We start from the raw sequence: 22,556 nt of genomic DNA, 5'->3' as shown, positions 1-22,556 counted from the left end.
CAAAAGCAAATATTTAATAGTGGTTATGATACCGTATTTCGATAGCGACGATTATACGGAATTGGCGACTCAATTTATAGAGCCACAATGACTTTAAAATAAAGCATGCTATTCAATATCTAGCAAATGTCTTACTGCCACTAACAAGCTAAGCTCACTACACTACCATTTAGCAAAATGATCTTCTGCTAAGCCCATTACCTTATCAATTTTAATGACCTCATCTCCTAAGCGAATCTCCCCACTATATAATCCAAGCCATTGCTCAAAGATACTGGCAAGCACACCGAAGTTATCGGTCTTTTTATAGACAGTAATCGGCGTAAAGGTTAAATCAATATCAACCTTGCTCCAGCCGAGGTTTTGATGATAAATACACCACGTATTCTGCGCGGGTGTATCCAAATCTTGACGTATAAACATCACGGGCGGCAGATAAACTATCTGACCATCAAGCCAGCACGCATTTTCACTGGCGCCCGTTTCATTGACGCCCATTGATAAATTCAAGGTAAAATTTCGACCATCTGGCAAATAGCTATTAATACAGCTCCAAAACCAATTGGTCTTGTGACGCATATAGCCAAGCGTCCAATCTAGATTGGCGCTAGTGGTATCAGTAAAGTCTATTTGTTTAGCTTTAGCATCGGGAGAATTGAGAGAGTCAGGATTATGAGCAACATCAGCGTTAAATTTTGAATTTTCTTTAATGCATAAATGCCCAGATACAGCGGTTAATGGCTCTTTTTGGGTGTACGTCCAACCTCGCCTGCCCGTTGGTGTACAGATAGCAAGTGGCTGTGATTGCCTTGCTAAGGTTGCATTGAGTACAAGGTTTTGACTGTCTAGCACAACGTTAATCTGCGATGGCGTAAAATCTAAAGTAAGGGTTAGTTTGGCATGAGTAAATGCCATTTTCCCTTGATAGCAATCACCTGTTAAATGCGTCTGCCGAGTCAAAGGTTGCAAGGCTTCACAAACCTCCAGCTCACCAGTCTCATCATTGTAGAGATAGACAAAGGCACTGGTTGCGAGCTTAATGGTCGCCAATGCTAAACAGACCCGATACGGCGGCTGAATAATTTGAATAAAGCAGAATTGGTTGGCTTTAAGCGCTTTACGCCAGTTGGGCAGCGCTTTTTGCGAGATAAGATGACTGTGATAGTCCAGATAATTGATGCTCTTAACTTTCGCAAATACGCCAAAGGTAGGTTGACCGTTTTGAATAAGCTGGTCAAGTTCAACTGGTCTAAAGTGATTAGCGATAGGTTGGTTATTATCATTTTGCTTCATTTTTACGGCATCCTAGCCAAAATTCATTGCGAGACTACCTGTCCTTGGTAGCTGACTGCGGTACTTATGATTCTTCTTTTTGCCTGTCCTGATGCTGCCCAAACTGCCTCTCTAATGGCTTTAATCTCTATCGTGGTCAACCCATCTGCTAGCGTTTCGGTTACATTCGCTACTGCAAAGCCATTCAATGCAAATGCATGCTTGGGAAACTTAAGCAATAAATCAGTCATGGCTTGTACTGCTTGCGAAAAATCAGCAATCACCAGTCGGCGATTGCTAAAATCCGCATTAACCTGATGGCGTTTGCTACTGCCATCTTTATAGTAGCAAACGGCAATCAGTTGATTGTTTGAGAGTTCAATCACGTATATCGGCGGACGGAATAATTTTAATAACTTATACTGCTTGGGAACATTGTCTAAATAACGTTGATAAATCGATAAGCTCACAATATTCCCTTTTCTAAAAATTAAAAGCATTCAAGTTTTGCATACTTAGGCTATTTTGCTATCAATAAAAGCCATTAGCACTATTAAGAGCCATTATAAAACCATTAGAAAATACGCTTATCATCAACAGGCTTGGCAAATTTACTAATATTGGCTTCGATATTTTTGGCAATACTCAAATAATACGGCGCAAACTCATCATCAGCCAACACGCTCGGCTCCCCTTTATCCACTTGTGCACGGATACCGCTAGCTAATGGCAATTGTCCTAATAGCGGCACCTGATATTGCTCAGCGATAAACTCGCCACCACCCGTACCAAAGATAGCTTCGGTATGATTACAGTTGCTACAGGTATGTAGCGCCATGTTTTCAACCACGCCAAGCACTGGAATATTGGTCTTGTTAAACATCTCGATACCCTTTTGCGCATCGAGCAATGCAATATGCTGCGGCGTCGTGACAATCACCGCACCTGTGACGGGGATACGCTGTGCGAGCGTCAATTGGATATCGCCCGTACCTGGTGGCATATCAATCACTAGGTAATCTAATTGTGGCCAGTTGGTTTGGTTATAAAGCTGCATCAGTGCACCGGTGGCTTTTGGCCCACGCCACGCGACAGGGGTGTTATCACCATCGAGCAAGCTGCCAATCGATAGCATCGCCATGCCATGCGCATCAACCGGAACAAACTGCTCGTTTTCCAGTTGCGGCTTTACATCGGCGACGCCTAGCATCGTTGGCATACTAGGGCCATAAATATCAGCATCGAGGACGCCAACACGGTTGCCCAGTTTTTGTAATGCCAAAGCGATATTAACGGTGGTGGTTGATTTACCAACACCGCCTTTACCGGAAGCTACGACAATAATATGACGAATACGCGGATGCGCGGCCAATGAAGCTTGCGTTGGCGCAGCTTTAGTGATCGGTGGTTCACTGTCGCTATTAGACTGTGCGCTAGGCTTGGATTGATTTGCCATGGCATCCGTGGTCTTTGGCATTTGCTTTGGTAAGGTTGAGCCTGCACCCTTACCTGGTGCCGACAGCCGAACATTCATATGAATGGTTTTGATGCCATGCGGGTGCAGCAGTTGCCCAAGCTCTTGCTGAATAGTTTCAGGGCTACTGTCTTCTGGCAGGCGTAAGTCTAAGGTAAGCTCTTCACCGTTGCGCTCCAGTCCCAGCACCATGGTGGCTATGCTAAGCGTACCTACTTCATAGCCGAGCAGCACCTTATCCACGGCACTGTCACGTTCTGCCCGCTGCTGCGGGGTTTCGGTTTTTGGGGTCGGTTTATTTTTTTTCATAAAGTTAAACATAGCTACCGTTACTGCCTATACAAGTGGGTGGGCATGGTAAAAAACTCAATTCATACTGTGATAAACAGGCTAAATCATACTGCCCATGAGCTTCCTAGCCAAACCTTTTATCGTGACAGTGTAGCTCAATTACAAGGATAAAAAAACCACAACGCCAATAGGATGATGCTTTGTAAAATTCATCTATCCTGCCATCTATTTTCAATGATTGTTATTAATGACTGGTGCCAATGATTGTTATTTCTTTATTACCTTTATTAGCTAATGAAGAAATTAAATGGCTAAGAATTTTGAAGCAATAAACAGATAAATCAGCACGCCTGACGCATCACATACCGAGGTAATCAAAGGCGCACTGGCAGTAGCAGGGTCAAAGCCTAGTTTGTTAAGCACAAACGGTAAACTCATGCCAATCACACAGCCAATCATGACCACCGACATCATACTCAGCGCCAGCACTAGCGATACAACCGCATCCCCGCGCACATAACCGATAACTGATATAGCTACCGCCATCGTCGCCCCAAGCATGAGCGCAACCAATGCTTCACGACCCAGCAATGAAAACCAGTCACGCATGACCACATCGCCAGTGGCTAGCGCACGTACCATCAAGGTTGCGGACTGAGAACCGGCGTTACCACCACTATCAACCAGTAGCGGTAAGAAAAACACCAATACCAAATTGGCGGCAATCACATCTTCAAAGTTTGAGATACTAAGCCCTGAGAGCAGATTACCAAAGACTAAAAACACTAGCCAAAACACACGCTTACGATATAAAACCCTGATACTGACGTCTTTTAATCTGCCGACCATGGTCGAGACACCACCCGACTTATGAAAGTCATCGGTGGCCTCATCGCTAGCAACGTCCATCGCATCATCGTGAGTGACGATACCGACTAACGCGCCGCTGGCATCAGTAATTGGCAAGGCAATCAAGTCATAGCGCGCGACGGTTTTAGCAACGTCTTCTTGATCGTCGTTTACATCAGAAGATATGACCGAGCGCACCATAATGTCATTAATCAGTTGCTCAGGCGACGCTAAAATCAATACCCTTAATGACACCACGCCTAGCAGTTTACGCGCATCATCAATCACATAAGCATGATAAATGGTTTCAGCATCAGGTGCTTCTAACCTAAGAGCATCCAGCGCTTCAGCAACCGTCATCTCGGCCGCTAACGTCGCATAGTCAGATGTCATCAACGCGCCAGCCGTGCGCTCTTCATAGGCAGACAGTCGGCGAATATCTTCACGTTTTGCCTGTGCAAGTGCGGGCAGTAACGCATCTCGCTGTTCCTGATTTAGGTGCTTATATAAGTCGGTGCGCTCATCAGATGGCATCTCCCCGACTATCTTTGCTAGGCTTGCACGCGGAAACTCAAGAGCCATCGCAACCTGAATATCGGCGTTTAAATAGGCAAATATCGTCGAGCGATTGGGCAAAACCTCAAGCAGTTGCCACGCAAGTTTGGGTTCAATCAGTGCCAGCACATCAGCAATATCAATCGGACGTAATGCTTGCACCTCATCAATTGCTTGCTCAAACTGCTGCTGCTCGATAGCACGGCTTAGTTTTGCAGCAAGGGTCACCGCTAAGTCTTCATTATTCATTATTTTTACTCCGTGCAGCGCGAAATTATGCAACAGGCGCTCATAAAAAAGAGCCAATATAATTGGCTCAAGTTAACATAAAATCAAATCCTAATGGATTGGTGTTTTATTAGCAAGCTAATGATTTTTAAACCAATCAAACAGCCCGCAAACCTATCCATTAACCGCGCCGTTAATTCATAAACCAGCCATGACTGGCAACGATAGACTGACCAGTGAATACATTACTTGGGAATGCTGCTAAAAATAATGCCAATTGAGCAATATCATCAACGGTGGTGAATTCTTTGTCGACGGTATTAACCAGCATAATGTCATTCACCACAGATGCTTCACTGATGCCTTTTTCAGCCGCTTGTTGCGGAATTTGTTTTTCGACCAATGGTGTTTTGACAAACCCCGGGCAAATCACATGCGCGCGTACATTGTGCTCAGCGCCTTCTTTTGCCAACACACGGCACAGTCCAAGCAAACCGTGCTTGGCGGTCACATACGGTGCTTTAAATAATGACGCTTCATGCGAATGTACCGAGCCCATATAAATGACCGTACCGCCTTTGTCAGCTTTATACATGTGCTGTACAGCCGCTTTGGTGGTTAAAAACGCCCCATCTAAATGAATAGCAAGCATTTTTTTCCAATCATCAAACGCCATTTTATGAATCGGGTCAATGATTTGAATACCAGCATTAGAGACAAGAATATCAATAGCACCAAAGGTATCAACTAATAGCTGCACGCCAGCGTTTACCGCATCCTCTGATGTGACATCCATTTCAATTGCCAGTGCGCGTCCGCCAGTAGCTTCGATAGCATCGACCGTTTGCTGTGCAGCTGCAAGATTAATATCGGCAATACCAACTGCAGCGCCTGCCTTAGCATAAGTCTCAGCGATATCGCGTCCAATGCCACTTGCAGCGCCTGTGACCAATGCTACCTTGCCGGTCAAATCTTGTTGTAATGTGGTCGCCATATTTTATAATCCATTATTAAATAGGTTTTTTGGATGTCTATGCTAGACATATTTATGCAACAAGCTTATTGAGCAATGGTCACTGGCGTTTTTTCTTGTAGCTCAGCAAAGCTAACACCTTCTGCCAACTCAACCAATTTTAGACCATTGTCAGTGACGTCTAATACGGCAAGTTCGGTGATAATACGGTCGACCACGCCTTTACCCGTTAATGGCAACTCGCAATTGGCAAGTATTTTTGGCTCGCCATGTTTATTAACTTGCTCCATCAGCACAATCACCCGTTGCACGCCTGCGACCAAGTCCATCGCGCCGCCCATGCCTTTAACCATTTTTTTGGGAATCATCCAGTTGGCCAAATCGCCTTTTTCTGACACTTCCATCGCGCCCAATATTGCCAGATTGACATGGCCACCACGAATCATCGCAAACGACTCTGAACTACTAAAATAACTGGCGCCCGGTTCTGCGGTTACGGTTTGTTTGCCCGCATTAATCAAATCTGCATCGACATTCTCTGCCGTTGGAAACTCGCCAATACCTAGCAAACCATTTTCAGACTGTAGCCAAACATCCACATCTTCAGGGATATAGTTGGCGACTAGGGTTGGTAGTCCAATACCCAAGTTTACATAATAGCCGTCTTGTAATTCTTTTGCGGCACGCTGTGCCATCTGCTCTCTTGTCCATGCCATGGTAACTTCCTTATTTTTTACACTGCTTTATTATTAATATAATCATTTAAAAATATTTTTATAAAATTATCGAATAACTTAAGCGCTTTCAACGGCTTTAATGGTGGTTTTTTCAATACGCTTTTCAGGATTGCTGTTTAAGACGATACGCTGCACAAAGATACCTGGTAGATGCACTTCATCAGGATCAAAGGTACCAGTTTCTACGATTTCTTCGACTTCGACGATGGTAATTTTGCCTGCCATGGCGCAATCTGGATTAAAGTTACGCGCCGTCTTATTAAAGATTAAATTACCCGCTTTATCTGCTTTTTGCGCTTTGATTAATGCCACATCCGCACGTAATGAATGCTCAAGCACATAAGTACGGCCATCAAAATCACGCGTCTCTTTGCCTTCAGCCACTTGTGTACCGACGCCCGTCGCCGTATAAAACGCTGGAATACCAGCACCACCTGAACGTAATTTTTCTGCCAAAGTTCCTTGCGGTGTTAATTCAACTTCTAACTCACCTGCCAAGTATTGACGCTCAAACTCTTTATTTTCACCGACATACGATGAAATCATTTTTTTAATTTGACGGGTTTGTAATAGCAAACCTAAACCGAACTCATCGACGCCGGCATTATTACTGATACAGGTCAAATCTTTGACGCCGCTATCACGTAACGCTTCGATGAGCGCCTCAGGAATACCACACAGACCAAAACCGCCGATAGCAAGTGTTTGTCCATCACTTACCACACCTTTTAGCGCCTCTTCGGCACTACTATATACTTTTGAGCGACTCATGCTTATCTCCTTGCAAGTCGAGTTTTTGTTATTAACAGTCATCATCAATAATGATTTACTTTCATTTATAGATTTATAGCAATACATTATCTATCGATATATTAGATACGGCTGTAATGCTAAGTTACCATATTATTGTGTTAGCGAGAAGAGAATAACGGTAAGAACTTACGCGCCAGCGCCGTCATTTAAGACATCCTCATTCACTATGACAGCAGTCTAGATTTATGTTTAATAAAATATTAAATACTGCATATTTTGATTAATTTTATTGACCCATGTCAATATGCGCTGCATACTCGATGCTTGAACTTTGCCAAGGAGGGCGGATCATGATGAGTACATTTGCTATTGTCATCACTTTATTACTATTGATGTTTTTTGCTTATCGCGGTTACTCAGTGCTGATTTTAGCACCGATTATGGCGATATTAGCCGTATTACTTTCAGGTGATTTTTTAAGCAGTATCCCCGCCTATACCGATGTGTTTATGGGGGCGTTAAGTGGATTCTTACTGAAGTTCTTCCCTATTTTCTTATTGGGCGCGCTATTTGGGCGTTTGATGGCAGACTCTGGCGCGGCGACAGCGATTGCCAATACCGTGGTCGAAAAGCTCGGTGCCAGTAAAGCCATTTTAGCGGTCATCTTAGTTTGCGCCATCTTAACCTATGGCGGCGTGTCGTTATTTGTGGTGGCCTTTGCCATCTATCCAATCGCCAAAGACTTGTTTAAAGCCGCTGATATTCCTAAGCGCTTGATTCCGGCAGCGATTGCGTTAGGTTCGTTTACCTTTACCATGACAGCATTGCCCGGCACGCCCGCCATTCAGAATGCCATTCCGATTCCTTATTATAATACCAACGTCTTTGCCGCGCCTATCTTGGGTCTTATTGGCGGTAGCATCATGTTTATTTGTGGTTGGTTATGGTTGCAATCTCGTGCTAGAAAAGCCAATGCAGTAGGTGAAGGCTACGGTCAGCATGATGAAGAGGATGTCGGTGGCGTTGGTGCGGCAAAACCAGCATCTGAGACCCTAAGTACGCATCACACCTCGTTTACCGTTGCTATGATTCCGCTGGTGCTGGTCATCGCCCTAAACGCTTTATTAACTTATGCTATTTTCCCGTCGCTCGACTTTAGCACCTTACAAACTCAATTTCCGGACTTAAATATCGCAGGCTCACTTGGTCTTTGGTCGATTATCATCTCATTGGTGGTTGCTTGTACCGTACTCATTGTGCTGCGTATTGGCCATTGGAACAACCTCCAAAAAACCATTAACCGTGGTACTTATGATTCGATGTTGCCGATTTTTAACACCGCCTCAGAAGTGGGTTACGGTGCGGTTATCGCCTCGCTAGCAGGCTTCCTTATCATTCGTGATAGCATCTTAAACCTAAATCCTGATAATCCTTTGATTTCAGAAGCAGTGGCGATGACCACGCTGGCTGGTATTACGGGCTCATCGTCTGGTGGTTTGAGTATTGCCCTATCGACGCTTGGTGAGGACTATTTAAGGATGGCGGTGGCCGCCGGTATTGACCCAGAGCTGATGCACCGTGTTGCTGTGATGGCAGCCGGTGGTTTAGATACGCTACCTCATAGTGGTGCGGTCATCACCTTACTGGCGATTTGTGGTTTGACCCATAAACAGTCTTATCTAAACGTTGCCATGGTGACGATGGTGATTCCACTTATTGCGGTGGTCGCCGTTATTATTTTAGGGACGATGTTTGGCTCATTTTAAAAGAGAGTCGGCAGTTGAAAACAGACTTTAACTCGCAAAAAGTGCATCTTTTATAAACCCACTTGGCAAATTGCTTAGTGGGTTTTTTATCGCCACTTTATGACGATCCTCTTTAAATAAAATAGATTTTTGATACTTAATAAATGCATAGAAACTTATCGGCATAACAGAGCCAATGACTATGTTGGTTAATGGATTAATTACTGAGGAATGTCACAAAATTGGCTGAATTACGGTATCATAGGCACACTTTTTTAATTTTTCTCTTTTTTGTAAGTTTTTAGACGTTTTTAGCATTGATGATTTAATATTAATCATATCGCGCCTGCTCGTCATAAAGCGCTTGAGACGTTTGATAACCAACCCGTTTATATAAAAATATAGGTGATGAAAGTGCGTGAGATTCTAGTAACCAGTGCGCTGCCCTACGCCAATGGCTATATCCATTTGGGGCATCTTGTAGAGTATATTCAAACCGACATTTGGGTACGTGCGATGAAAGCACAGGGCCATCAAGTCACCTATGTCTGCGCCGATGACGCTCATGGCACCGCCATTATGCTCAAAGCTGAAGCCAATGGCGTCACGCCAGAAGAGCAAATCGCCTCGGTAAAAGCCTCACATGAAGCAGATTTTGCCAAATTTTTGATTAACTTTGATAATTATCATTCAACGCATTCAGAAGAGAATCGAGAATTCTCTGAGCTGATTTATCGCCGCCTTAATAGCGCCGGACATATCAGCACAAAGGATGTGAAACAGCTTTTTGATCCTGAAAAACAGCTGTTTTTAGCCGATCGTTTTGTCAAAGGAGAGTGCCCTGAATGCGGCGCGCTTGACCAATATGGCGATAATTGTGAAGTGTGCGGTACCACCTATGATGCGACCGACCTTATCAATCCGCATTCAACGTTATCAAATGCGACGCCAGTACTTAAAACTTCTAAGCATTATTTCTTTGACTTACCAGAGTTTGAGCAGTTCTTAAAAGATTGGACCCGTAGCGAAAATCGCTTGCAAACGTCGGTCGCCAATAAACTGCAAGAATGGTTTGACGCTGGCTTGACCAGCTGGGATATCTCGCGTGATGCGCCTTATTTTGGTTTTCAAATTCCAGATACGCCAAGCGATGAGCCAGACAAGTACTTTTATGTGTGGCTAGATGCGCCAGTCGGTTACATGGCAAGCTTTAAAAATCTATGTGACAAGCGCGAAGGTACAGAGCAAGCGCTTGATTTTGACCGTTATTGGATGCAAGAAAACGAGCATAAAACCGAGGTTTATCATTTCATCGGTAAAGACATCGTTTACTTCCATGCGCTATTTTGGCCAGCGATGCTTGCCGGTAGTGAATTCCGTACGCCGACTGGTGTCTTTGCCCATGGTTTCTTGATGGTCAATGGCGAAAAAATGAGTAAGTCACGCGGCACCTTTATCAAAGCCGAAACTTACGCGGAACACTTACATCCTGAATACTTGCGTTATTATTTCGCTAGTAAGCTGTCTGACAAAGTTGAGGACATCAACCTTGATTTAGAAGACTTTATGCAAAAGGTCAACTCTGACTTGGTGGGTAAAGTGGTCAATATCGCCAGTCGCAGTGCCGGTTTTATCGTGAAGAAATACGACGGTATGCTGTCTGAGATTTGCGTAGAATCAGAATTATTAGAAGATATTACCAAAACTGGTGATGAAATTGCCGCCGCTTATGAGAATCGTGAGTTCTCACGTGCGATGCGCTTAATCATGCAGTGTGCAGATAAAGCCAATGAATATATCGACGAGAAAAAACCTTGGTCGCTAGCCAAGCAAGAAGGGTCTGAGCAAGAAGTGCAAGACGTCTGCTCGGTGGCGATTAATATCTTCCGCCAATTGATGGTTTATCTGGCGCCAGTATTACCTGAGCTGACGGCCAATGCTAAGGAGTTCTTAAATATTGATGATTTAAACTTTGCTAGCCGTAATGAGTGGTTGCTTGGTCATAAAATCAATAAATTCAAACCTTTAATGCAGCGTATCGAAGAAAAAGACGTTGCGGCAATGGTTGAAGACTCAAAGGCCTCGTTAGCGCAAGCAGAAGCCCCTACTACTAGCAGCGATAATAATTCAGATAATAAAACAGCGGCAGTAAACACTCAGCCAGCAGAAAAGGCTGATACTGATACAAATGCTGAACAATCTGACTATATCGGTATCGAAGACTTTGCCAAAGTTGAGATGAAAGTGGCGCATGTTTTAGCCTGTAATTATGTCGAAGGCGCGGATAAGCTTTTACAATTTACCCTAGACGTTGGCGAAGACAAACCGCGTAATGTCTTTAGCGGTATCCGTAAGTTTTATGAGCCTGAGCAATTACTGGATAAAAAGGTGATTTGCGTCACCAATCTTGCGCCGCGTAAGATGAAATTTGGCATCTCAGAAGGGATGGTGCTATCAACGGGCAATCCAAAAACACAGTTAACGGTGGTTACTTTACCGGACAACTGCGTGATTGGCGATGTGCTTGCTTAAAAACGTTAAATCAAGTAATAATTAAAGAACAAAAAAAACGGTCGCCATAGACCGTTTTTTTGTTCTTATGTGAAAAACAATAGAAAGTAAGCTTGCTGTTTATCTAGTTAAAATATCAATAATCTGCAACGTATCATTAATAACCGTCACAATTTTATTTTCTGGCGTGCGAATACGAACGTAGCGGTCATCATAACGGTCTAAAATTACCGAACGATCATAAATATTCCTATCAATCTTGCCGACTACTCTGTAACCGTATTGATCAAGATCACGTTTGAATGAGGCATTAGGGCTAGCATTGCGATAAGCGTTGATATTAGGTTGGGCGTTGCTATGATGGTTATAACCTTTATTGATATAAACAGCTTTGCCCTTGGCATTTCCATTTCCATTTCCATCTTTTGCCGTAGCAGGTAAGCAAATCAATGAGGTAGCAGTAATGCCAGCGATGGTTAATAGTTTAAGATTAGAAGTGTTCATAATGTTACCCTTAAAATATTCGTTTGAAAAATATTAAGTAGATATTAGAGTGGGTTGTACATTCACCAAGTCAGCATAATAGTAATGTGAATTTTATAGTAATGTGAATTTTGGACTCACTATAATTCTCATATAAAAACTAGCTTATGTTAATTATGAAGTGCCTTCGTAATAGATGCGTTGCTAGCTTGTAAGCTTTTTGATTGTAATTTTACCGAATAAAAAGATGCTTTCGTGGCATCTTTTTTATTGCCCAAAATTCATTGGTAACTATACATAAAGAACCTGATAACAAAATTATTTATCTAACAAAAATTGATTTAAATCCTCCTTTATAAAGCTAATGACAAACGCGTTTTATTTTCTTATTGCCATAAGTTACATTACTGTCATAATATGGACGTAATGATCAATGGATTGATTACCTTAATGTTAGCCCGTTATCTCAGCATGCACATAACATTGACTCGGGTAACCTGCACCTTTTAACCTATGAGCCAAAATAAAATGACCTTTGCCACTACTTTACGCCTTAGCCTGTGCGGCGCTGCTATTAGCGCTGCGCTTGGATTAACCGCCTGCTCTAATAATGCTACTGACCCTGCGGCCACTGCTGATGACAGCGCAACTAACGATAAGCCTGCCAAAACCCTAGCCATCACTCAGATTGTCGAGCATCCTTCTTTAGACGAGATGCGCCGTGGCATCATTGATGAGTTGGCTGAAAATGGTTATGTAGAAGGTCAAAACCTAAAAGTTAACTTTCAAAGCGCGCAAGGTAATACTGCAACCGCAGGGCAAATTGCTAAGCAATTCGCTGGTGACAATCCAGATGCTATCGTCGCCATCTCAACACCTTCTGCCCAATCAATCGTGGCGTCGACCAAAACCGTTCCCGTTATTTATACCGCCATCTCAGACCCTGTAGCAGCGAAGCTGATTGACGAAAATGATGTGCCTATCCAAACCAACGTGACCGGTCTGTCGAGCGAATTACCTATCGAGCCACAATTAGACAATATTCAAAAAATTGTCCCCAATGTAAAAACCATTGGTTATGTTTATAGCCCAGGTGAAGCCAACTCTGTGGTGGTCCTTAAGCAACTTGAAAAAGCGGCACCAGCACGTGGGCTTAAGATATTGGGCGTAACTGCTAATCGCCCTACTGACGTTGCGATGGCGACTCGTAGTCTTGCAGGCAAAGTAGAGGTTATTTATACCTCATTGGATAACAACGTGGTCTCGGCTTTTGAAGCCATGGCCAGTGCAGCTAACGAGCTTGATATCCCAGTTATTGCCTCAGATGAATTTAGCGTCAGACGCGGTGCGACTGCGGCACTTGGGGTTAATGACTATGATTTTGGTCGTACTACGGGCAAAATGGTTTATCGGGTATTAAATGGTGAAGCTACCAAAGATATCGCACCACAAGTGATGAATACTTTAACGTTATATGTGAGCCCGAAACACGCCGCTGAACAAGGTACCAGCCTATCAGCAGATTTACTTAAAAACGCCATCAATGTCGATAAAGAAGCACAAAAAACCAGTAAGTAATCGCTGGCAAAACAGCAGTGAGCATTGAATAGAAAGACCGTGATTAACAAGCAGTCAGCGCTACCTTTTATTTATCTTTTATATAATGTACGGACACATTATTATTTTCAGGAGTCAGACCCATGTTGTATCAAAATCGTTTTGCAAAAGCTTTATTATGGGGCGGTGTTTGCACCGCTATCTTGACCGGCTGTAACCAACCAGCACAAGATGCCAACACCACTGACGGCGCTGCAACAGGTGGCGATGCCAAAGCTGCCATGAAAACGGTCGCTATTACCGCCATCGTTGAGCATCCAGCACTCGATGACGTACGTAAAGGCGTTATCGATGAATTAAATGATGCCGGCTTTAAAGAAGGTGAGAATTTAACCATCAACTTCCAAAGCGCCCAAGGTAATACCGCTACCGCCGGTCAGATTGCTAAGCAATTCGTCGCTGATGCACCAGACGTCATCGTTGCCATTGCAACACCATCAGCTCAGTCTGTGGCTGCCTCTACCAGCACCATTCCCATGGTATTCTCAGCAGTGACTGACCCTGTAGCAGCCAAACTGGTGCCCAAACTTGATGGCTCTGGCACCAACGTCACGGGTGCTTCGGATGCCCTGCCTTATGCGCCGCAAATCGATTTGATGCGTCAAATTATCCCAAGCTTAAAAAACGTCGGCTATGTTTATAGCCCAGGCGAAGTGAACTCAACCATCGTTTTAAAAGCATTAAAAGATAACCTAACGCCACTAGGTATCAACGTACACGAAGCGCCCGCTCAGCGTAGTAACGATATCGCGATGGCTGCCCGTAGCCTTGAGGGTAAAGTGGATATGATTTATACCTCAACCGATAATAACGTCGTTTCAGCGTATGAGTCACTGTACCAAATCGCTAAAGAAAGCAAGATTCCACTAATTGCCTCTGATACCAGCTCTGTTGAGCGCGGTGCCGTTGCGGCTTTAGGGGTAAACTATTACGATTTGGGCCGCGAAACTGGTAAAATCGTTACGCGTATTTTAAACGGTGAAAAAGCCGGTGCTATCCCTGTTTATACCCCGCAATCGCTTGATTTATATGTCAGTCCAAAAAATGCGAAAGCCGAAGGCATTACTTTGCCACAAGCCGTTATCGATAAAGCAAAAGTAGTGGTAGAATAACTGCGACTTCTGGTATCGCACCGATAGACGGTAATTTTTATCAATTATCGTCTATGGGCGATACCGCTATTTATTTAGCGCAGACAAAACCCAACTATCAGTCAGTAGGCTGGGCTTGTTTTTTAAAGGCTTTAAATGAGCAAGATTTATGATTATGCGTAATAATGACAAGTCTTGTTTTACCCTAGCTGCAGATAACCCAATCTGTTAAATTCACCGCTTCGTCGTTTAGCTAAAACTCATGTATAGATTTATATATAGATTCATTTATAAATAAAATAGCGCCGCTATATAGCGCTCACTTATCCTATGAATCACTAGAATGTTATTTGCTAAACGCGTGGTTATGACTTACTGATCTCTTATGTCTTTAATTGCTTTTTTTGGTGCGCTTGAAAGTGGTCTGATTTATGGCCTAGTGGCGCTTGGCGTCCTAATCTCATTTCGTACCCTCGACTTTCCAGATTTGACCGCTGACGGTAGCTTTCCGTTGGGTGGCGCCGTCGCTGGTATTTCTATCATTGCCGGTATCAATCCTTGGCTTGCTTGTGCCTTTGGTATGCTAGCAGGGTCAGTTGCCGGTATTGTCACCGCATGGCTACACGTCAAACTGGGCATTTTGCAGCTGCTTGCCAGTATCCTTGTGATGGTTGCCTTATATTCTGTCAATCTACGGATTATGGGTGCGCCAAACTTGCCACTATTGGGTGAAACCACGGTCTTTAGTACCTTGGTCCATGATGGCAATGGTTACTGGATGCGCTGCTTAATTATTGGTGTTGTCGTGCTACTGGCCATGTTATTTTTAAACTGGTTTTATAGTACCGAGACGGGTTTATCGATGCGTGCGACCGGCTCAAACCTACGTATGGCACAGGCTCAAGGTATCAACACCTCGTGGATGACCATCATTGGTATGGCGATTTCCAACGGTTTGATTGCTCTAGCGGGTGCGCTATTTGTGCAGACGCAAGGTGGCGCAGATATCTCGATCGGTATCGGTACGATTGTCATTGGTTTGGCAGCGGTTATCATCGGTGAGACTATTATTCCGGCCAAGCGGATTTGGCTGATTACCTTTGCCGTGGTCGTCGGTGCGGTATTGTACAAGCTGTTTATTCAGGTTGCCCTATCGAGCGATACGCTACGTAGTATTGGTTTTGGTCCGCAGGATTTAAACTTGATTACAGCGCTGCTCGTGGTATTGGCCTTGGTATTGCCCAAAGCTAAAAATAAATTTTTAAGTCGTAAAGTTCGGGCTTAATGTCAATGTGCAACCATAAGGAATAATTATTATGATGCAAGCTACAGATTTGCGGTTGACCTTTAATCCTGGAACGCCCATTGAAAACCCTGCCCTACGCGGTATCAATCTGAATATCGCTGATGGCGAGTTTGTGACTGTTATCGGTACCAATGGCGCGGGTAAATCGACCTTTTTAAATGCGGTCAGTGGCACCACGCGCGTCGATAGCGGTTCAATCTTGTTAAATGGCATCGATGTCACCAAAAAAACCGCGCACCAACGTGCTCATTGGGTCGCTCGTGTCTTCCAAGACCCGATGGCGGGAACTTGTGAGGCGCTAACCATCGAAGAAAACATGGCGCTTGCCTATAAGCGCGGCGGCAAACGTGGTTTAAGCTTTGCGCTAAACCAAAATAACCGTGACTTATTTCGCGAGAAACTGTCAGTATTAAAATTGGGTCTAGAAAATCGTTTAACCGACCGTATGGGCCTGTTATCTGGTGGTCAACGTCAAGCAGTTAGCCTGCTGATGGCATCATTGCAGCCATCTAAGATTCTACTGCTTGATGAGCATACGGCTGCCCTTGACCCTAAGACTGCGGCTTTTGTTTTAGAATTAACGGACAAAATCGTCACGGACAATCAGCTTACCACGATGATGGTCACCCATTCGATGCAGCAGGCATTAGCCCATGGCACGCGTACCGTGATGCTACATCAAGGACAAGTGGTGCTCGATGTCGCAGGCGATATTCGTAAAGGCATGAATGTGCATGACTTACTCGATATGTTTGAGCAGACCCGCGGTGAAAAAGTCGAAGATGACAGCTTGATATTAAGCTAAATCATTTAGCAAAATATTTTGAATTTAAAAAAATAAAACGCCTGTTTAATAGCAGGCGTTTTTTTATGACTGTTTTAGTTATTAAGAATCAAGCATGACCAATTTTTGAATCAACTCACTGACATGCTGCGCTTGCATTTTTTTCATCACCTGTGAGCGATGTACCTCTACCGTGCGGACCGATATATCTAAATGCTCGGCGATATTTTTATTCAGATTGCCTTGCAGTAACTCATTAGCGACCTGCTTTTCTTTCTCAGTCAGCTGCGCATAAAGATTTTTAATATTATAAAGCTGAGCACGCTTGAGTGTTAAGGCTTGCGCACGCACAAGCGCTTCTTGTAAACGGTGACTATTAATCGGTTTTTCGAGATAATCAGCCGCGCCTTGTTTGAGCATATTAACGGCATCAGCAATCTCACCCTTGCCAGTTAACGCAATAAACCCTATCGGACTGTCATGTTTATTAAGATAAGCTTGTAGTGCCTGACCGCTCATTTCTGGCATCATTAGATCACTGACCACCACTGCTGGGCGATAGATATCGACTTGCTGTAAAAATATCAGAGCACTTGACCATACTTGGGTCGGTAATCCTAAGCTGCTAATCAGAAAATCACAGGATGTACGCACGCTTTCTTCATCGTCGATGATATGAATCAGTAGAGGTTCGCTAATAATAGCAGCTGAACCATTACCAGCTGTTTGAGAATCTAAGTATTTTAAGTGCTTATTGAGATGATGCTGAGCATTCATACGCAACCTTATGACTAAATGAATTTGTAAAATTTGTAAGCGCTTGGTTGTTTATAACTCTCTTATGCTTACTTTCTCTTTTGATTGCTTTATTTCTCAGCATTATCAGCCAAATGCAGCGGCAGATAAAAAGACACTTGCGCACCAATCTTGTTTGCTGGCGTGTAAGTGTTTTCAGTATTAATCAAGCGCACTTTACCATTTAAGTTACGCTTAAAGCGTTGCTGATAACCGTCTAACGCTTGTATGCAATTAAGCTCCTGCTGCACTTCTATATTACTAAGTCGCATCATACCGCCAAGTGATTTGCACAAGCGCTGACATATCATCAGACCCAAGCCTAAACCATTCTCTTTAGTTGATTTGGTGGCGTAATGATTGGGTAGACGCTGCTGTGATTTACTCTCGACTAGCTGCTTATTACCAGCTAACGGTTTATGGTCAAGCAACTGCGCCTCATCAAAACCGCCTGCATCATCGGTCATATGCAATACTATATAGGATTTGCCATTATAATCTTCTGCCTGACAACGTAACATTATCTGTGTCGCCCCTTGCTGCTCGGCGTTTACCATGCTGTTAATTAATAATTGGTCAAGAACTAGATTTGGCAACTGCAACGATGGATAGTCGCTCGTTAGCCAAAAACTCATGGCTGAAGCCTTCTCACCCAATAGCAATATACACTGCTCATAAGTAGTGGCGATATCCACCCTCACTTCATCCGGCTGTGAGCGCCCTGCCCAGCGCCGAATATTACTGATAACAGCCGCAACCCGTTCAGTTTCATTGACAATTTGCTGCAGCGCAGTTTCTGTCGCTTGTTTATCAGTTAGCGACTTTTCTACCGCAGTCAAACCATTTACTGAGTTGTTATCCAACCCTGTCCATTCTTGACTGCTTTGACTGCTTTGACTGCGAATCAGTAATCCTTGGGCATAATTTTGAATGGTCGCCAGCGGCTGATTGATTTCATGGGCGATTGATCCACTCATCTCACCGATGACAGCGAAGCGTTCTGATTGACGTAGCTGCTGGTCATAATCACGAATCAATCGATTTTGTAGGGTTATTTTTTGCCGCCGTCGCCATGCCAGCCAACTCATCCACGCATAATTTACTGTTGATATGAGAATAATTAAAACAATAACCGCCATCCACAATCGATGCGCCTTTACCCATTCAATCATATGCGCGCCCAGCTGCTTTTGGGCGGGATGACGGTTCATATCATAGAGGATACGCTCAGCATTACTACTCGATTCGGGTGGTAGCCAGCCCTGATTTATTCCTAACAACTCCTGCTCTGATTGACTTGTACCAAATAGATTTTGATTAATCTGTCGCACCAAAGCATTTGGCGCTTGCTCTGTCGCCGCCAATGTCCAATTTGGATATATCGGCGTTGAAGATTGACAGCTAGAAGCGGTCGCAACAGGGTGAATAAGACGGTATTGTTTCTCACTAACTTTCCCTTGCCGTGCCATCTCTTCCATCAAGCAAAGTGGCGCTATTGCTGCATCTACGCTGCCATTCGCTAGTGCATTTAACGTGCGCTCAATAGGATAACCGACGAACTGGGTCTGATAACGGTTGGACGGCACGCCGTTTTGTTGTAATAAATGCGCGACCAATAGATAACCACCAAAAGCCTCGGCATCGACGGCAGCAATTTTACGCTGCTGCAAATCTTGCAGCTGATAAATGCCGCTGTCCGCCTTTACCCAAAGTGCACTGGCCACTTCTTCCATGGCGCTAGGTTCTTTTAACGGACTACCCTGACTGAGCTTATTAAATTCATTGGCTAGATTAACCGTTGCGGAAAACTGCTTATCAGCGGTTTTGGTGTTAAAACCTTTTTCATTAAAACCTTTTTCATTAAAGTTTTTACCATTGATATCAGCAGGCGCAGTCAATTTAGCTGGCGCCGTATCGGCTTGCAAGGTCGCAAGCCAGCGCCAATGGGTGGTATTCATTTTAATCAGTTGCACTTGTGGTCCAAGCACTAAGGCAAATTGCTGCGCCTCAATTTCCTGCTGCCAATTCTCTAATGCCAGCGGCACCAAGACCACTGTGTCCTCTTGTAGCTGCTCGTTAAGCTGATTGAGCCAAGGTTGCCAGCGTTCTTGCGCAACTGTTTCGCCTTGCGGCGCCAGCACGCCTAAATAATACGTTTGGGCGTTTGCCATCGACATAACCAAGCAAGCATTTAATGCCATCAACGCTATCAACGCTTGCAACGCTTTCCACACTTTCAACGCCCTCAAGGTTATGGTTCTAAGCGCAATTTTCGATAAAAAATCAAAGGTATTTATAGGCATTATTTGCGACTTAAGACGTCCAAGTTTGTAAAATTTATTAAAACCATATGATTAATGTGGTTTTCCACAATATCAGCATATTACGCCATATTCTATACTACATAGCAAGATTGTATCTTTTAATTGGCTGAGCTTAATGATTGCTATCGAATATAAAAATCAGGCATTACCAATAAGCCTTACAACATAGATAGCGACAGTAAGCGCAGTAATATTTTTATAGACTATTTTTATGGAGGGCAGGCTTATGAAAAAGTGGCCATTAATCATTATTATGGCAGCCATTGTCGGGCTGATTTTAGCGTTTATCATTGGGCAAATACTGCCTAATATGCGCACGAGTAGCAGTGACATCGAGGTCAATATCACCGACCCTGCACTTATTAAACAAGGGGAATACGTCGCGCGTACCGCTGACTGTGTTGCTTGTCATACCACGTTAGATGGCGAGACTTATGCCGGTGGCTTACCAATGCTCACCCCATTGGGCGCCATTTATTCAACCAACATTACCCCTGATAAAGAAACCGGTATTGGTCAGTATACTTTTACTGACTTTAAAAATGCCGTCAAGCATGGCGTGCGTCGTGATAATAAAGCCCTTTACCCTGCGATGCCCTATCCTTCTTATCAGCTTATGCCAGATGAAGATTTGGCCGCGATGTACGCCTTTTTTATGTCAGACGTCAAACCCGTCAAGCAAGCCAATCTAAAAAGCGAGCTACCACCGGTGACCAATTGGCGCTGGCCCTTAGCATACTGGCAAGCAATGTTTGACCCAAAACGTGAGTTTGTCGCTGAAAGTGATGATGCAGTGTTGGCTCGTGGACAATACTTAGTTGAAGGTCCTGGACACTGCGGCTCTTGCCATACTGGCCGCGGTATTGGCTTCCAAGAAATCGCTTTAAATAATGCCGACTCAGAAGAATATTTGAGCGGTGCGGTCATCGATGGCTGGCGCGCCAAAAGTATTCGCGGTGAACATCGCGGTTTGGGTACGTGGACGGTCGCAGAATTGAATGACTTCTTTAAAACCGGTCGCACTGATACCACGGCTGCTTTTGGCGCCATGGCCGAAGTGGTCGAGCACAGCACGCAATATATGACAGACTATGATATCAACGCCATGTCATCTTATCTAAAGACTTTAACGCCCGCGCCAAATAAAGAAAAAACCTTGCCGGCGAAAAAAGACATTACCACGCAAAAACTGCTTGATGGCAACTATGATTCGCGAGGCTCAATCTTGTACGCCGAGTATTGCCAAGTTTGTCACCGTGCCGATGGTAAAGGCGTGGCGCGTATCTTCCCAGCCCTTGATGGCAATAGTGCGGTATATGCGAAAAATGCCGACTCGGTACTACAAATCACCTTGAGCGGTGGTCGCATGCCAGAAACTCCGCACGACCGCATGGCCTTTACCATGCCTGAATTCACTAACCTAAGTGATGCCGATGTGGCAGAAGTGGTCAACTATGTACGTAATAGCTGGACCAACCAAGCGCCTGAAATTGGTGTCGATGATGTGGTAAAAATGCGCGCTTTCCTCGCCAAAAAACCAAAAACCAGTACCGATATCGCCCCAGACTTAAGTATTGATGCGCAAACAAAAGGAGCAAAATAATGAAAAACTCTCCACACAACCTGCCTGCTATTGTTAGCGTTATCTCTCAGAAAATGAAAATGAGCAAACTGACCACCGCTGTTCTGACTGCCTCAGTGGTTAGTATCGCCGCTATCAGTAGCGGTTGCTCACAGCCAGAGCCTATCGAGCAAAATGCCCCTAAATATGGCTTAGTTACTGCTGATGATGCCAACGAAGATGTTGGTACTTATGTGCTGCCGCAAGATACCTCTATCTTGGATGAGCCAAACGCTGATGAAATCTTTTATGGCAAACGCTTATTAAACGAAACCAAGCGTTTATTGCCCGAGCACGTTGGCGCGCAAATGAACTGTAATAGTTGCCATATCTCGCAAGGTAAAATCCCGCTTGGCGACCCCTACATCAACAGTTATAATTTCTACCCGCGCGTAATGCCACGTGCTGGTAAAGAAGTTGATTTAACCAAGCGCATTAATGGCTGCTTCCAGCGTTCGATGAATGGCAAACCTTTAAAACCTGAATCACCTGAAATGTTGGCAATGTTGGCCTATATGAAATGGCTGTCACAAAATACGCCGAAAGAACAAAAGGTCGATATCCAAAACGCTGGTAAAGTGGATGAATCTTTGGTTGGCAATCCTGTACGCGGTGAAAAAATCTACCAAGTACAATGCGCGACTTGTCATGGTGATAACGGCGAAGGCATGAAAGACAGTCGCGGCGATATTGTCTTCCCGCCATTATGGGGCGATGAATCCTTTAACATTGGCGCTGGGTTGGCGCGTACTTATAAAGCCGCGGCTTTTGTTAAATACAATATGCCAATGGGCATTCAGACCAAAGGCTTATGGGGTCATGGTAACGTGCTGAGTGATCAAGACGCTATCGATGTCGCTGAATTTTTCACCCATCAACCGCGTCCCGACTTTGCTGGTAAAGTAAATGACTGGCCAAACGGTAACAAACCTAAAGATGCCCGTTATTAAATGCGCTAGCCTGACAACACGTCAGTCATGCTGATTTATGAAATAAAAAAACCTCAAACGCATTCATTGCTTGAACTGAACCCCATAAGTTGGACACAACTTATGGGGTATTTTTATGCATTACGACCTAGACTTTAAGATAAAAGTCATCGCATACTATCGGCAAGGACATACCGGACTTGCCACAAGTGAGAAGT

18 protein-coding genes are annotated in these 22,556 nt (G+C 44.1%); 8 read left to right on the top strand and 10 right to left on the bottom strand.

Annotation, left to right across the window (positions count from 1 at the left end; all coding sequences use genetic code 11):
• Positions 1 to 162: 162 nt before the first annotated feature.
• The 7 genes from JMX50_RS12660 to JMX50_RS12630 all read right to left on the bottom strand — a co-directional run bounded on the left by JMX50_RS12660 (position 163) and on the right by JMX50_RS12630 (position 7,150).
• Positions 163 to 1,293 carry a DUF2804 domain-containing protein gene (locus tag JMX50_RS12660; RefSeq protein WP_201629922.1) on the bottom strand — a complete coding sequence of 377 codons (1,131 nt, stop codon included), beginning with the start codon at positions 1,291 to 1,293 and terminating at the stop codon, positions 163 to 165.
• 23 nt (positions 1,294 to 1,316) lie between these two features.
• The gene (locus tag JMX50_RS12655; protein WP_201629921.1) at positions 1,317 to 1,742 is read right to left on the bottom strand and encodes a hypothetical protein; all 426 of its coding nucleotides are present in this window, start codon (positions 1,740 to 1,742) and stop codon (positions 1,317 to 1,319) included.
• Between the two features lie 104 nt (positions 1,743 to 1,846).
• Positions 1,847 to 3,067: an iron-sulfur cluster carrier protein ApbC gene (gene apbC, locus JMX50_RS12650; protein WP_201564761.1), complete on the bottom strand. Its 1,221-nt coding sequence runs from the start codon at positions 3,065 to 3,067 to the stop codon at positions 1,847 to 1,849.
• A gap of 273 nt (positions 3,068 to 3,340) precedes the next feature.
• Complete coding sequence (gene mgtE, locus JMX50_RS12645; RefSeq protein WP_201629920.1) at positions 3,341 to 4,690, bottom strand: magnesium transporter; 1,350 nt, start codon at positions 4,688 to 4,690, stop codon at positions 3,341 to 3,343.
• A gap of 172 nt (positions 4,691 to 4,862) precedes the next feature.
• On the bottom strand, positions 4,863 to 5,663 hold the full coding sequence (locus JMX50_RS12640; protein ID WP_201629918.1) for a 3-hydroxybutyrate dehydrogenase: 801 nt from the start codon (positions 5,661 to 5,663) through the stop codon (positions 4,863 to 4,865).
• Between the two features lie 65 nt (positions 5,664 to 5,728).
• On the bottom strand, positions 5,729 to 6,358 hold the full coding sequence (locus JMX50_RS12635; RefSeq protein ID WP_201629917.1) for a CoA transferase subunit B: 630 nt from the start codon (positions 6,356 to 6,358) through the stop codon (positions 5,729 to 5,731).
• A gap of 78 nt (positions 6,359 to 6,436) precedes the next feature.
• Positions 6,437 to 7,150 carry a CoA transferase subunit A gene (locus JMX50_RS12630; RefSeq protein WP_201629916.1) on the bottom strand — a complete coding sequence of 238 codons (714 nt, stop codon included), beginning with the start codon at positions 7,148 to 7,150 and terminating at the stop codon, positions 6,437 to 6,439.
• Positions 7,151 to 7,482: 332 nt separating this feature from the next.
• Here JMX50_RS12630 and JMX50_RS12625 point away from each other — a divergent pair, with 332 nt between their 5' ends.
• The gene (locus JMX50_RS12625) at positions 7,483 to 8,898 is read left to right on the top strand and encodes a GntP family permease (RefSeq protein WP_201629915.1); all 1,416 of its coding nucleotides are present in this window, start codon (positions 7,483 to 7,485) and stop codon (positions 8,896 to 8,898) included.
• 387 nt (positions 8,899 to 9,285) lie between these two features.
• Positions 9,286 to 11,409 (top strand): methionine--tRNA ligase, encoded by a 2,124-nt coding sequence (gene metG, locus JMX50_RS12620; protein ID WP_201629909.1) that lies wholly within the window; start codon positions 9,286 to 9,288, stop codon positions 11,407 to 11,409.
• A 99-nt stretch (positions 11,410 to 11,508) separates the two neighbouring features.
• Here the strand turns inward: metG and JMX50_RS12615 are convergent, their stop codons facing one another.
• Positions 11,509 to 11,892, bottom strand: a complete 384-nt coding sequence (locus tag JMX50_RS12615; RefSeq protein ID WP_087815041.1) for a hypothetical protein — start codon at positions 11,890 to 11,892, stop codon at positions 11,509 to 11,511.
• Between the two features lie 507 nt (positions 11,893 to 12,399).
• On the opposite strand from JMX50_RS12615, the gene JMX50_RS12610 reads away from it, so the two are divergent.
• From JMX50_RS12610 to JMX50_RS12595, 4 genes are all read left to right on the top strand, one after another.
• Positions 12,400 to 13,449: an ABC transporter substrate-binding protein gene (locus JMX50_RS12610; protein WP_201629942.1), complete on the top strand. Its 1,050-nt coding sequence runs from the start codon at positions 12,400 to 12,402 to the stop codon at positions 13,447 to 13,449.
• Between the two features lie 122 nt (positions 13,450 to 13,571).
• Positions 13,572 to 14,600 carry an ABC transporter substrate-binding protein gene (locus JMX50_RS12605; RefSeq protein ID WP_201625707.1) on the top strand — a complete coding sequence of 343 codons (1,029 nt, stop codon included), beginning with the start codon at positions 13,572 to 13,574 and terminating at the stop codon, positions 14,598 to 14,600.
• Positions 14,601 to 14,964: 364 nt separating this feature from the next.
• Positions 14,965 to 15,864, top strand: a complete 900-nt coding sequence (locus tag JMX50_RS12600; RefSeq protein WP_183620874.1) for an ABC transporter permease — start codon at positions 14,965 to 14,967, stop codon at positions 15,862 to 15,864.
• A 31-nt stretch (positions 15,865 to 15,895) separates the two neighbouring features.
• On the top strand, positions 15,896 to 16,690 hold the full coding sequence (locus JMX50_RS12595) for an ABC transporter ATP-binding protein (RefSeq protein WP_183620875.1): 795 nt from the start codon (positions 15,896 to 15,898) through the stop codon (positions 16,688 to 16,690).
• 81 nt (positions 16,691 to 16,771) lie between these two features.
• Here JMX50_RS12595 and JMX50_RS12590 read toward each other — a convergent pair whose 3' ends face one another.
• Together JMX50_RS12590 and JMX50_RS12585 are read right to left on the bottom strand one after the other, a co-directional pair.
• Positions 16,772 to 17,446 carry a response regulator transcription factor gene (locus JMX50_RS12590; protein ID WP_201629908.1) on the bottom strand — a complete coding sequence of 225 codons (675 nt, stop codon included), beginning with the start codon at positions 17,444 to 17,446 and terminating at the stop codon, positions 16,772 to 16,774.
• 89 nt (positions 17,447 to 17,535) lie between these two features.
• On the bottom strand, positions 17,536 to 19,767 hold the full coding sequence (locus JMX50_RS12585) for a PhnD/SsuA/transferrin family substrate-binding protein (protein ID WP_201629906.1): 2,232 nt from the start codon (positions 19,765 to 19,767) through the stop codon (positions 17,536 to 17,538).
• Positions 19,768 to 20,014: 247 nt separating this feature from the next.
• Between JMX50_RS12585 and JMX50_RS12580 the strand changes: the two genes are divergently transcribed.
• Together JMX50_RS12580 and JMX50_RS12575 are read left to right on the top strand one after the other, a co-directional pair.
• Complete coding sequence (locus JMX50_RS12580) at positions 20,015 to 21,391, top strand: cytochrome c (protein ID WP_227671065.1); 1,377 nt, start codon at positions 20,015 to 20,017, stop codon at positions 21,389 to 21,391.
• Entirely contained in the window at positions 21,391 to 22,359 is a 969-nt protein-coding gene (locus JMX50_RS12575; RefSeq protein ID WP_265088601.1) for a c-type cytochrome, read from the top strand. Before JMX50_RS12580 ends, JMX50_RS12575 begins: the two co-directional genes overlap by 1 nt.
• The last annotated feature ends 197 nt before the right edge of the window (positions 22,360 to 22,556 follow it).

Source organism: Psychrobacter maritimus (assembly GCF_904846345.1).
Lineage (GTDB): Bacteria > Pseudomonadota > Gammaproteobacteria > Pseudomonadales > Moraxellaceae > Psychrobacter > Psychrobacter maritimus.
This window is presented reverse-complemented; position numbering and strand designations above follow the sequence as displayed.

Coding starts and splice junctions, on each gene's coding strand:
- JMX50_RS12630 (WP_201629916.1), bottom strand. CDS start 7,150: ATGAGTCGCTCAAAAGTATATAGTAGTGCCGAAGAGGCGCTAAAAGGT.
- apbC (WP_201564761.1), bottom strand. CDS start 3,067: ATGTTTAACTTTATGAAAAAAAATAAACCGACCCCAAAAACCGAAACC.
- JMX50_RS12640 (WP_201629918.1), bottom strand. CDS start 5,663: ATGGCGACCACATTACAACAAGATTTGACCGGCAAGGTAGCATTGGTC.
- JMX50_RS12590 (WP_201629908.1), bottom strand. CDS start 17,446: ATGAATGCTCAGCATCATCTCAATAAGCACTTAAAATACTTAGATTCT.
- JMX50_RS12580 (WP_227671065.1), top strand. CDS start 20,015: ATGAAAAAGTGGCCATTAATCATTATTATGGCAGCCATTGTCGGGCTG.
- JMX50_RS12615 (WP_087815041.1), bottom strand. CDS start 11,892: ATGAACACTTCTAATCTTAAACTATTAACCATCGCTGGCATTACTGCT.
- JMX50_RS12610 (WP_201629942.1), top strand. CDS start 12,400: ATGACCTTTGCCACTACTTTACGCCTTAGCCTGTGCGGCGCTGCTATT.
- JMX50_RS12585 (WP_201629906.1), bottom strand. CDS start 19,767: ATGCCTATAAATACCTTTGATTTTTTATCGAAAATTGCGCTTAGAACC.
- JMX50_RS12605 (WP_201625707.1), top strand. CDS start 13,572: ATGTTGTATCAAAATCGTTTTGCAAAAGCTTTATTATGGGGCGGTGTT.
- JMX50_RS12660 (WP_201629922.1), bottom strand. CDS start 1,293: ATGAAGCAAAATGATAATAACCAACCTATCGCTAATCACTTTAGACCA.
- metG (WP_201629909.1), top strand. CDS start 9,286: ATGAAAGTGCGTGAGATTCTAGTAACCAGTGCGCTGCCCTACGCCAAT.
- mgtE (WP_201629920.1), bottom strand. CDS start 4,690: ATGAATAATGAAGACTTAGCGGTGACCCTTGCTGCAAAACTAAGCCGT.
- JMX50_RS12575 (WP_265088601.1), top strand. CDS start 21,391: ATGAAAAACTCTCCACACAACCTGCCTGCTATTGTTAGCGTTATCTCT.
- JMX50_RS12595 (WP_183620875.1), top strand. CDS start 15,896: ATGATGCAAGCTACAGATTTGCGGTTGACCTTTAATCCTGGAACGCCC.
- JMX50_RS12625 (WP_201629915.1), top strand. CDS start 7,483: ATGATGAGTACATTTGCTATTGTCATCACTTTATTACTATTGATGTTT.
- JMX50_RS12600 (WP_183620874.1), top strand. CDS start 14,965: ATGTCTTTAATTGCTTTTTTTGGTGCGCTTGAAAGTGGTCTGATTTAT.
- JMX50_RS12635 (WP_201629917.1), bottom strand. CDS start 6,358: ATGGCATGGACAAGAGAGCAGATGGCACAGCGTGCCGCAAAAGAATTA.